The organism is Streptococcus sp. DD13 (assembly GCF_001578875.1).
Classification (GTDB): domain Bacteria; phylum Bacillota; class Bacilli; order Lactobacillales; family Streptococcaceae; genus Streptococcus.
This window is the reverse complement of record NZ_KQ969506.1, coordinates 610614-622439: the sequence shown is the minus strand read 5'-3', so window position 1 is coordinate 622439 and position 11826 is coordinate 610614. Positions and strand designations below refer to the sequence as shown.

Sequence of the window (11826 nt, the reverse complement as noted above, 5' to 3'; positions counted from 1 at the left end):
TTTCGTCATATTCGTGAGCATTCTCGTCTGGGGGACAAGGATGCCGCATTAGATGATTTAAACCAATTGATTGCACAAAAAAGAAAAATGGAGTAAACATGGCATCAAAGAATACAAATGAAAAAAACACAGAAATTACGACATTAGATGTTCAAGTAGCAGAGTACATTCGAAACCATAAAAAAGAAGGTACGGCTGTCGATGATGATATCAATGATAAATTGGTCATTCCATTTAGCTTAGATGCGGATGGGATTGACGACTTGTTGCAACGAATCCAGGATGCAGGAATTTCTATTATCGATAAAGATGGAAATCCAAGTGCACGGGTGATGCAAGTTGAAGAAGAACCAGAACTATCAGATGAAGAATTATTAGGATCGAATTCGGCTAAGGTCAATGACCCTGTCCGGATGTATCTGAAAGAAATTGGGGTTGTTCCCCTCCTCACTAGCGAAGAAGAAAAAGAATTGGCGCTTGCTGTAGAAGCAGGTGATGTCGAAGCCAAACAACGACTAGCCGAAGCCAACCTCCGTTTGGTTGTTTCCATTGCAAAACGCTATGTAGGTCGTGGCATGCAGTTTTTGGATCTGATCCAAGAAGGGAACATGGGGCTTATGAAGGCTGTTGATAAGTTCGACTATTCAAAGGGATTTAAGTTTTCGACGTATGCTACTTGGTGGATTCGTCAGGCCATTACCCGTGCGATTGCGGATCAAGCCCGAACCATTCGGATTCCGGTTCACATGGTCGAAACCATTAACAAATTAGTACGAGAGCAGCGCAATCTCTTACAAGAATTGGGTCAAGATCCAACACCAGAGCAAATTGCAGAGCGGATGGACATGACACCAGATAAAGTGCGTGAAATTTTAAAAATTGCCCAAGAGCCCGTCTCCCTTGAAACACCTATTGGGGAGGAAGATGATAGTCATTTGGGTGATTTTATCGAAGATGAAGTCATTGAAAATCCAGTTGACTACACCACCCGTGTCGTCCTACGTGAGCAGCTGGATGAAGTACTGGATACCTTGACCGATCGTGAGGAAAACGTTTTGCGTTTGCGCTTCGGACTTGACGATGGCAAGATGCGAACATTGGAAGATGTGGGGAAGGTCTTCAACGTGACACGTGAACGTATTCGTCAGATTGAAGCGAAAGCCCTTCGCAAATTACGCCACCCGAGCCGAAGCAAACCCCTCCGGGACTTTATGGAAGACTAGATTTAGCTTTTTTCAACAGCTTACATAGAAAAGCTGATCCATTGGATCAAAGGATTCGAAGAGAGTCATTTGATTGAGCTTGAGGTGTATCAGATCTCATAACGATGGAGTAAATCGGATAAAATGTCTTCCACAGCCTAGAAAGCTGGAGGAATTCCACTAAGATATTCCTCGTTTAAGAGGTGTTGAGGATTTGATAAAGGAGGAAATATGGCCTACACAGAAGAAGAAGTGAAAAAGATTCAAGAAAAGATTTTCCATGCTCTAGAAGAGGTGATTGATCCGGAGCTGGGGATTGATATTATCAATCTTGGCTTGGTGTATGATATTCGTTTTTTGGAAGGGAAGGTTGAAATTGATATGACCTTGACCACCATGGGGTGTCCTTTGGCAGACCTAATTTCGGACCAGATTTATGATATCGTTGGGGCTTTAGATGAAGTCACGGAAGTAGATGTTCGCCTAGTTTGGTCACCCGCTTGGACGGTTCAAAAGATGAGCCGTTATGCACGAATTGCCCTTGGGATTCGTTAGTCTTTGGGGATAGAGAGAAGGCTGTCATAGGATGGTCTTTTTTTCTGTGTTCACTGAAAGAGTAACCAAAAAAGGCTGGGACAAAAGTCCTAGCCTTTTCTGTTTTTGAATTATCGAGCAAGACGCAGTGGTGGAGTGGACTCTACGACGCTGATTTCATCCGCTTTTACAGCCCGACTCAACTGTGCGGAGGTGAGACGACGAAATCGACTTCTACCGAATGACCGATTTCTGTCCCACGCTCTTAGTGAGAGAGGGAAGCGCCAAATCAGAGAAAATTCCGGATCCATCGTCCTCCAAAGATCCAAAGGAGGCTATAGCCGACGATAGAGATGGGTCTACACAGCATGATAATAATGAAAAAGCGTTTGTAAGACATACTGGTCAGTCCAGTAATCATGACGACGACATCCGCTGGAGATATAGGGGATAACATACAGTAAATGAAGAAAAGCTCATATCCCTTTTTGTCATCAATCTTGCCGATGTATTTTTGATAAGTTTCGGGTTTCATAAATAGGAGACAGAAGGCTTTTCCATACTTACGGGCCAGATAAAATAGAATGATACTCCCCAAATTAATCCCAATGTAATTGACAAAAAAGGCTGTTATTGGGTCGAAGACGAGGAAACCAACAATGGTGGTGATTCCTCCTGGAATAATGGGAAAAACCACTTGAAAGGCTTGGAGAGCAGTAAAAGTCAAGATCCCCCACACTCCCTGTTGCTCAATAAAGGTTTTGAGTTGGTTTTGATCGTTTAAAATTCCAATCTGCAAAAGCCAGATAACGAAGACCACGCTGGCAATCACGACAATAACACTCAGGATTTGGATGAGTTTTTGAAAAAACTTGTAGGCTTTAGATGTTTCCATAATATAATCATATCATAAAAATTCCTGAAGTTGCTCTTCGTCTTCAATTTTGCAAAAAAAATTAAAATTTGATATACTTATAAGGTCTTTTATGGGGTCGTTACGGATTCGACAGGCATTATGAGGCTCGTTTTGCAACCCATCGGCAGATGTAAAATGCCAGTTAAATATAACTGCAAAAAATACAAATTCTTACGCAGTAGCTGCCTAAACACCAGCCTGTGTGACTAATCGCAGATTGCTTGCGTTTGCGCATTGGTCTTCATTTAGCAAGATACGTTAAAGCCTTGTCAGGGGGCTTTGAAAGAGATTTTCTGACTCGCTCTTGTTCGGCTTGAGTTATGTGTCGCTCTAGGGTTAAAAATAAAACATAACCTATGGTTGTAGACGAATGAGTTAGCAGGTGTTTGGACGTGGGTTCGACTCCCACCGGCTCCATCTCTATAATGAACCTTGGAAAAGGTTTCTGAAACGTTGATGGCTCAACGTTTTTTTGTTTCGATCAAAAACCGAAAAAAGGGTGTCTTGTTCAGGTTAATGGTGCAGCGATATCATCAGGCCATGAACGACTGATTGAATGGCAATAAAGATGTTTAAATACTTTGAAAAAATAAGATGTTTTAAGAAAAATTGCAGAATTTGCAGGCCGAAAGAAAGTCATTGTTAAACGATAGACTTGATGTTTAAAATGTGATATCTAGTTGTGATGACAATTTTTATTGATTTGAGTTTTTGATATACTAGATTTATTCCTTTAGCACTTTCTTACCAGTCGGCTTATTAAGAGCAATATAGGCCACCTCGGGAATCAATACAAATCTTATAGAGCAAGTCAAGCAGCCAATGTCAACATCCACAATGGGGAAGCGACTAGCTTTAAGGCTAGTATTAAAGAAAGAGTGAAAATAACTTATCAGACCAGATTAGTGAGGTGATTGAATGGTTAAATTTTCAAAAAAGAGATAAACAATAATAAAAAGAACTGAATCAATGCGTTCGCGTGGCAGCTAAGCGATTGAAACTTAAATCAAGAAGTGAGAGGTTTTTTGATAAAGTAGGAGACTATCTAGTTAAATATATGATCGATATTAAATTTCCAGATAATCGGTTTTCTATAACAATTCAACCTTCAATAAAATCCTATATGATTGATGATATCTTTTGGGAAGTTTTTGATATGGCAAGTAATTCGCAGGAACCAATGAGTCTTCGAGCAGTTGGGGCTTTTCCAGTCGATAAATTTTTCCTACCGGATAAGATAGCTACAGAAAATAAATGGGAAATGTTATAAAAATAGAAGTTTATCCACCTTCTAAAGGAACTCGTGAATGCGAGTTTATTTGTAAATTTAAAGTTAAAAATAGATGGAATATCTCCCCATAATGAATTGATTTTTGAGGAAGGAAGGAGTAAAATGTTGTTGATATAATGACTGAGTAGGAGTTTTATTATGAATGGTTTAGTTTTAGGTTTGGATATTGGTATTGCTTCGGTTGGAGTAGGTATTCTAAAAAAAGATACTGGTGAAATTATTCACACTAATTCTCGTCTGTTTTCAGCTGCAACGGCTGACAGTAATATTGAAAGAAGAAGACATAGGGGAGGTAAAAGATTAACTCGCCGGAAGAAACATCGTAGTATTCGCCTTCATGATTTATTTGAAGACTCTGGTTTGTTAACTGATTTTTCTAAGGTGTCCATTAATCTAAATCCTTATCAACTCCGTGTACAAGGGTTGGATAATCAATTAACTAATGAAGAGTTGTTTATTGCTTTAAAGAATATTGTGAAGAGACGTGGTATTAGCTATTTGGATGATGCTTCTGAGGATGGCGGTACAGTATCGTCTGATTACGGGAAGGCAGTTGAAGAAAATAGAAAATTACTTGCTGAACAAACTCCCGGTCAAATTCAACTAGATCGTTTCGAAAAATATGGTCAGGTTAGAGGAGATTTCACTGTTGTAGAAAATGGTGAAAAGCGCAGATTAATCAATGTTTTTACAACATCTGCTTATAGCAAAGAAGCTGAAAGAATTCTTAGAAAACAGCAAGAATTCAATAAAAAGATTACAGATGAGTTTATAGAGAATTATCTAACAATCCTTACGGGAAAGAGAAAATACTACCATGGACCAGGTAATGAAAAGTCACGCACTGATTATGGAAGGTATACTACTAAGAAAGATCCTGAAGGTAAGTACATAACCTTAGATAATATTTTTGGTATTTTAATTGGTAAATGTACATTTTATCCTGATGAATATAGAGCTTCAAAAGCATCCTATACTGCTCAAGAGTTCAACTTACTAAATGATTTAAATAATTTAACTGTTCCAACAGAAACCAAGAAACTAAGTGAGGAACAAAAGAAGACAATTATCAAGTATGCGAAGACAGCTAAAACATTAGGAGCTTCAACACTATTGAAGTACATCGCTAAATTAATTGGTGCCTCAGTTGATCAGATACATGGATACCGTATTGATCCCAATAAAAAACCTGAGATGCATACTTTTGAAACCTATCGGAAAATGCAATCATTAGAAACAATCAGCGTGGAAGAAATACCGAGAAAGGTCTTAGATGAGCTTGCCCATATTCTAACTTTAAATACAGAGCGGGAGGGAATAGAAGAAGCGATTAACGCGACGCTAAAAGATACATTTAGTCAGGATCAAGTACTTGAATTGGTTCAATTCAGAAAGAATAATAGCAGTCTATTTAGTAAGGGATGGCATAATTTTTCTCTAAAACTCATGATGGAGTTGATTCCAGAATTGTATGAGACTTCGGAAGAGCAAATGACAATTCTTACTCGATTAGGCAAACAAAAATCTAAAGAGACATCAAAACGAACCAAGTATATTGATGAAAAAGAATTAACAGAAGAAATCTATAACCCTGTGGTAGCAAAATCTGTCAGACAAGCTATAAAGATTATCAATGAAGCAACTAAAAAATATGGTATCTTTGATAATATCGTTATTGAGATGGCACGTGAAAATAATGAGGAAGATGCAAAGAAAGGGTATAACGAGCGTCAAAAAGCAAATCTAGACGAGAAAAAATCAGCTATGGAAAAAGCGGCTTTCCAATACAATGGGAAAAAAGAATTACCGGATAATGTTTTTCATGGGCATAAGGAATTAGCTACTAAGATTCGTTTATGGCATCAGCAAGGAGAAAAGTGTCTTTACACTGGTAAGAATATACCAATTTCAGATTTGATTCAAAATCAATACAAGTATGAAATTGATCATATTTTACCTTTGTCTTTATCTTTTGATGATAGCTTATCTAATAAAGTATTGGTTCTTGCTACAGCAAATCAAGAAAAGGGACAACGGACACCGTTTCAGGCCTTAGATAGTATGGATGATGCTTGGTCCTACAGAGAGTTCAAATCATATGTAAAAGATCTAAAATTACTAAGCAATAAGAAGAAAGATTATCTTTTAACGGAAGAAGACATTAGTAAGATTGAGGTGAAACAGAAGTTTATCGAACGAAATTTAGTTGATACTCGTTATTCTTCTCGAGTTGTTCTAAATGCCCTACAAGATTTTTATAAGGAGCATCAATTCGATACGACTATTTCAGTGGTACGTGGACAATTTACTTCACAGTTGAGAAGAAAATGGGGACTTGAAAAATCTCGTGAGACCTATCACCATCATGCTGTAGATGCCTTGATCATTGCTGCATCTAGTCAATTAAGATTATGGAAAAAACAAAATAATCCTTTGATTTCTTATAAAGAAGGGCAATTCGTGGACCAAGAAACTGGCGAAATTATTTCATTGAGTGATGATGAATATAAAGAGTTAGTATTCAAAGCACCATATGATCATTTTGTTGATACTTTGAAATCTAAGAAATTTGAAGATAGCATTCTATTTTCTTATCAAGTAGATTCAAAATATAACCGTAAAATTTCAGATGCAACAATCTACGCAACAAGAAAGGCGAAATTAGATAAAGAGAAAAAAGAATACACTTATACTTTGGGGAAAATTAAAGATATCTATGCTTTAGGGTCAGAGAAGCTTAAAACGGGATTTTATAAATTTTTACATTTATACAAAAAGGATAAATCCCAATTCTTAATGTATCAGAAGGATAGAAAAACTTGGGATGAAGTAATAGAGAAGATATTGGAACAATATCGACCATTTAAAGAAAAGGACAAAAATGGAAAAGAGGTTGATTTCAATCCGTTTGAAAAATATAGAATTGAAAATGGACCTATTCACAAGTATAGTCGAAAAGGAAATGGTCCAGTAATTAAAAGTCTGAAATACTATGATAAAAATATCCCAGAATCATTTATCAACATAACTCCTTCTAATAGTAAAAATAAAGTAATCCTACGTCAATTAAATCCTTGGAGAACAGATGTCTATTTTAATCATCAGACGGAGAAGTATGAGTTACTTGGATTAAAATATGCTCATCTACAATTTGAAAAGAAGACTGGGAACTATTCTATAACTATAGATAAATATAATGAAATTAAAGAAAAGGAAGGAGTGAGTGAACAATCAGAATTCAAGTTTACACTTCACAAAAATGACTTGTTACTAATTAAAGATACGGAAACAAAAGAACAACAGCTTTTCCGTTTTCTTTCTCGAACCAAGCCTAATGTGAAACATTATGTAGAGTTAAAACCTTATTCAAGAGATGAATTTGAGAAGAATGAGCGTTTAATTGAAATATTAGGTTCTGTAGATAAGTCAGGAAGATTTGTAAAAGGACTAGGAAAATCAAATCTGTCTATTTACAAAGTAAGAACAGATGTCCTAGGGAATCAGCATATCATCAAAAAAGAGGGTGAAGAACCAAAACTCAAATTTTAAAAAGATATTTTTAAAAAAGAGTTGCAAACGCTTTTACAATGTATTATAATATTAACTGTAAGGGACGCCTTACACAGTTACTTAAATCTTGCAGAAGCTACAAAGATAAGGCTTCATGCCGAATTCAACACCCTGTCATTTATGGCGGGGTGTTTTCGTTTTGTAAAGAGGATACAAATAATGACTTGGAGAATTGTACATGTTTGTCAAAGTGAAAAAATGCAATTAAAGTTGGATAATCTTTTGATTAAGAAGATGGGTGAAGATTATGTTATCCCCTTGAGTGATATTTCTATCATTGTCGCAGAAGGAGGAGAAACGGTTGTAACCCTAAGATTGTTAAGTGCCTTAAGTAAGTATAATATTGCTTTAATTGTCTGTGATAACGAGCATTTGCCAACAGGTATTTACCATTCACAAAATGGCCATTTTAGAGCCTATAAAAAGTTACAGGAACAATTGTTGTGGACGCAGGAGCAGAAAGAAAAATTATGGCAAATAGTGACCTACTTCAAAATAAATAATCAGCAAGATGTTCTCTCGATGTTTGAAAAAAATATTGATTGTATTCAGCTATTAGCAGATTATAAAGATCATATTGAATTTGGAGATAAAACCAATCGTGAAGGACACGCTGCAAAAGTTTATTTCAATGAATTATTTGGAAAGAAATTCGTTCGTCTTACCCAACAGGAAACGGATGTCATTAATGCAGGTCTAAATTACGGCTATGCCATTATGAGAGCGCAAATGGCGCGTATTATTGCTGGGTATGGGCTAAATCCCTTAATCGGAATTTTTCATAAAAATGAATACAATCAATTTAATTTGGTAGACGACTTAATGGAACCTTTTAGGCAAATTATTGATGTCTGGGTTTACCAAAATTTGCTGGATGAAGAATATTTGAAATATGAGTTTCGTTTAGCATTAACAGATACGTTGAATGCAAAAATTCGTTATGGAAAGGAAACTTGTTCTGTAACGGTAGCAATGGATAAATATGTTAAGGGGTTTTTAAAATGTATTTCGGATAAGGATACGAGTAAATTCTACTGTCCGATCGTTTCTAGTGTAGAATGGAGCTAAAGAAATGAGGTATGAAGCATTGAGGTTATTGTGTTTTTTTGATCTTCCTATGGATACAAATCAAGAAAAAAGAATCTATCGTAATTTTCGGAAAGATCTAATTGCTAATGGTTTTGAAATGTTACAGTTTTCAGTTTATTATAGAACGTGTCCAAATCGCAGTTTTGCTAGTAAATTCTATAAAAAATTAAGCCAAAGTAATTTACCTAGTGGCAATGTCCGTTTACTAGCGGTTACGGAGAAACAGTTTTCTGAAATGGTTTTGATCATTGGTGGAAAAACAAAACAAGAAGAAGTAGTCAGTGATAACAAGTTGGTAGTTATATGAAAATGAATATCAGTCATCCATACAAGGATAATATTACATTGAGTTTTGGACAATTTACCCAAGTTGTTGGCCAAGATCAACAATTAAAGTACTATATTTGGCAAATTCTGTTATGGTATTTTGGAGGAAAAAAATATAGTGAAGAAGACTTAGTCCTATTCGAACAAAATGAACCCAAAATCTTAATAGACGATACGGTGGTTTCCCGTTCGGAATTCAGAGTGATCCAACTATCGAATATCAATGATCTAATCGAGCAGATGGAGTATAAAAAAGGAACGATAGCTTATGATTATCTAAAGAAAAAGATTAATACAGTGGAGATGATGGAGCAAATTGAAAATATTAATGATCATCTAGATAGGATTTCTTTGCTGTTGAATCAGAATTTGAATCTACAACTAGATGGTATTAACTATCATACAGAAGCGAAATATTTTAATGCAGACCAATTGATCCAAAAAAATTTTCTGCCCTATTTTGGACAGAACGATAAAAATATATCCTTTGAATTTGTTGACAATAAGACAAAGTTTTTATTATTCCTTTCGATGTTGCAAGTAGTAATTACGGATCAATCTGAAAAGGTATTACTTGTTCTCCGAAATATGGATGATTATTTATCTTATAAGGAATTTGTTGAGTGTTGTGAACAATTAGAGCGATTAACCAATCATTGTAACATGTTATACACTATTTCATTTCCTTCAAATGAAGGATATCTTCATGTCACGAAAGAAGTACTAGAGGAGATTAATATTGTTTCAGATTACGTTGATCATTTTTATTCATTAGAATTTATGTATGAACGTTTTACTAATCAATATCCAGTAAATCAAATGCCTAGTAAACCAGAATTTTTATCATCTTTAAGGAAGATTGGGCCTTATTTATTTAGTTCTGACATTCTTCATATGAGCTTATCAATTGAGGATCAAGTAGCATTGAGAATATTAAATAATTTATACCAGTATGAAATGAAAATAAAATTCCGTATTGAACCAGTCAACCCAATGTTATTGAAGTATTTAGAAGAATAGTATTGACGAGTTAAGTCTAAGACCTTATAATGGTTTTGAGCTACAAAAACCAAAATTGACGAATTTGAGGTTTTTGTACTCTCAAGATTTAAGTAACTGTACAACTGCAAGAAAGGCTACTTGATAGATGAATTCGTTTTTGTACTCTCAAGATTTAAGTAACTGTACAACTTTAGCTACAGCTGTACCCCCATTAGTTCGTTTTTGTACTCTCAAGATTTAAGTAACTGTACAACATGATTTAGAAAACGGTCACTTGATTGTTAGTTTTTGTACTCTCAAGATTTAAGTAACTGTACAACATCAACGTTTCAGGTAATTTGTCACTCCTTGTTTTTGTACTCCCAAGATTTAAGTAACTGTACAACTTTGAGTGATGAACACGCTAATGAGTTTGTGTTTTTGTACTCTCAAGATTTAAGTAACTGTACAACCTAAGGCCTCGGACGGAACGCCTCAAGGAAGTTTTTGTACTCTCAAGATTTAAGTAACTGTACAACCTAAATCAAAATTTATCAACCTTGAATATTGTTTTTGTACTCTCAAGATTTAAGTAACTGTACAACCGACGCAACTGGATACGAAGGAGCCTACCTGTTTTTGTACTCTCAAGATTTAAGTAACTGTACAACATCAAAGATTTCAAATCAATCCCAACGTACGTTTTTGTACTCTCAAGATTTAAGTAACTGTACAACTCGATACATTCCGCTCTCTGTCAGACGATTGTTTTTGTACTCTCAAGATTTAAGTAACTGTACAACTGAAAGTTTCTCGAAACTTATTAAGCAATTGTTTTTGTACTCTCAAGATTTAAGTAACTGTACAACCAGGTTCTAAAAATATCTTTGATGAATACTGTTTTTGTACTCTCAAGATTTAAGTAACTGTACAACTGAAACGATTTTTTAATAAAAAAATGCTTCGTTTTTGTACTCTCAAGATTTAAGTAACTGTACAACCTTGCCTTGCTTCTCTGAATTGGCGGTTAGTTTTTGTACTCTCAAGATTTAAGTAACTGTACAACCCTTGAAGTCTCACAGCCATTTCTTAATGAGTTTTTGTACTCTCAAGATTTAAGTAACTGTACAACCTATTGTGGCTGGTTTCAATCGTTTATCTTGTTTTTGTACTCTCAAGATTTAAGTAACTGTACAACCTTTGAGCTCCTTCGAAGTTGGCCGTATCTGTTTTTGTACTCTCAAGATTTAAGTAACTGTACAACAATGGGCTCAAGTTGGTTTACGGGCGATAGGTTTTTGTACTCTCAAGATTTAAGTAACTGTACAACCTAGCCCCTCTTGCTCTGACAAGTAATCTAGTTTTTGTACTCTCAAGATTTAAGTAACTGTACAACTTGTACCAGCTGGGATAGTTGGTTCAAGCTGTTTTTGTACTCTCAAGATTTAAGTAACTGTACAACTCAAGGTAAAATTGTTGTTGAAGGAACATCGTTTTTGTACTCTCAAGATTTAAGTAACTGTACAACGAATCCATCGACTATCCGGTCTATGGCCTAGTTTTTGTACTCTCAAGATTTAAGTAACTGTACAACTTAATGAATAAAGCTATTCCAGCTAATTCTGTTTTTGTACTCTCAAGATTTAAGTAACTGTACAACACAAGGACGTTACAGAGCTACGATTTACCAGTTTTTGTACTCTCAAGATTTAAGTAACTGTACAACTCCGTTACAAGGGTTCGTTCGTTGCCGATTGTTTTTGTACTCTCAAGATTTAAGTAACTGTACAACTATTAAAATAGTATTCGTAAGCTAAAGAGTGTTTTTGTACTCTCAAGATTTAAGTAACTGTACAACTTCTCAAAATCTTTGTGAAGTCGTCTAGCTGTTTTTGTACTCTCAAGATTTAAGTAAC

At 35.4% G+C, this 11826-nt stretch carries 8 protein-coding genes, 1 other RNA gene and 1 CRISPR repeat array (1 of these 10 cut by a window edge); of the genes, 8 read left to right on the top strand and 1 reads right to left on the bottom strand.

Annotated elements, in window-relative coordinates:
• Positions 1 to 98 precede the first annotated feature (98 nt).
• Both rpoD and STRDD13_RS02775 read left to right on the top strand, forming a co-directional pair.
• A complete protein-coding gene (gene rpoD / locus STRDD13_RS02780) occupies positions 99 to 1223 on the top strand; it encodes an RNA polymerase sigma factor RpoD (protein ID WP_067101590.1) in 1125 nt (374 codons plus the stop codon).
• A 210-nt stretch (positions 1224 to 1433) separates the two neighbouring features.
• Entirely contained in the window at positions 1434 to 1757 is a 324-nt protein-coding gene (locus STRDD13_RS02775) for a metal-sulfur cluster assembly factor (protein ID WP_067101587.1), read from the top strand.
• Positions 1758 to 2025: 268 nt separating this feature from the next.
• Here the strand turns inward: STRDD13_RS02775 and STRDD13_RS02770 are convergent, their stop codons facing one another.
• Positions 2026 to 2631 (bottom strand): TVP38/TMEM64 family protein, encoded by a 606-nt coding sequence (locus STRDD13_RS02770; RefSeq protein ID WP_067101584.1) that lies wholly within the window; start codon positions 2629 to 2631, stop codon positions 2026 to 2028.
• Between the two features lie 93 nt (positions 2632 to 2724).
• On the opposite strand from STRDD13_RS02770, the gene ssrA reads away from it, so the two are divergent.
• From ssrA to csn2-St, 6 genes are all read left to right on the top strand, one after another.
• Positions 2725 to 3072: a transfer-messenger RNA gene (ssrA, locus tag STRDD13_RS02765) on the top strand.
• Between the two features lie 559 nt (positions 3073 to 3631).
• Positions 3632 to 3922, top strand: coding sequence for a hypothetical protein (locus STRDD13_RS02760; protein ID WP_231852546.1), 291 nt, complete (start codon positions 3632 to 3634; stop codon positions 3920 to 3922).
• Positions 3923 to 4081: 159 nt separating this feature from the next.
• Positions 4082 to 7492, top strand: coding sequence for a type II CRISPR RNA-guided endonuclease Cas9 (gene cas9, locus STRDD13_RS02755; protein ID WP_067101581.1), 3411 nt, complete (start codon positions 4082 to 4084; stop codon positions 7490 to 7492).
• A gap of 180 nt (positions 7493 to 7672) precedes the next feature.
• Positions 7673 to 8581: a type II CRISPR-associated endonuclease Cas1 gene (cas1, locus tag STRDD13_RS02750; RefSeq protein WP_067101578.1), complete on the top strand. Its 909-nt coding sequence runs from the start codon at positions 7673 to 7675 to the stop codon at positions 8579 to 8581.
• 4 nt (positions 8582 to 8585) lie between these two features.
• Entirely contained in the window at positions 8586 to 8909 is a 324-nt protein-coding gene (gene cas2, locus STRDD13_RS02745) for a CRISPR-associated endonuclease Cas2 (protein ID WP_003016415.1), read from the top strand.
• Positions 8906 to 9949 carry a CRISPR-associated protein Csn2-St gene (gene csn2-St / locus STRDD13_RS02740; protein ID WP_067101574.1) on the top strand — a complete coding sequence of 348 codons (1044 nt, stop codon included), beginning with the start codon at positions 8906 to 8908 and terminating at the stop codon, positions 9947 to 9949. The genes cas2 and csn2-St overlap by 4 nt, the downstream gene beginning before the upstream one ends.
• 69 nt (positions 9950 to 10018) lie before the next feature.
• Positions 10019 to 11826: a CRISPR direct-repeat array (repeat unit 36 nt; unit sequence GTTTTTGTACTCTCAAGATTTAAGTAACTGTACAAC) (it continues 799 nt past the right edge of the window).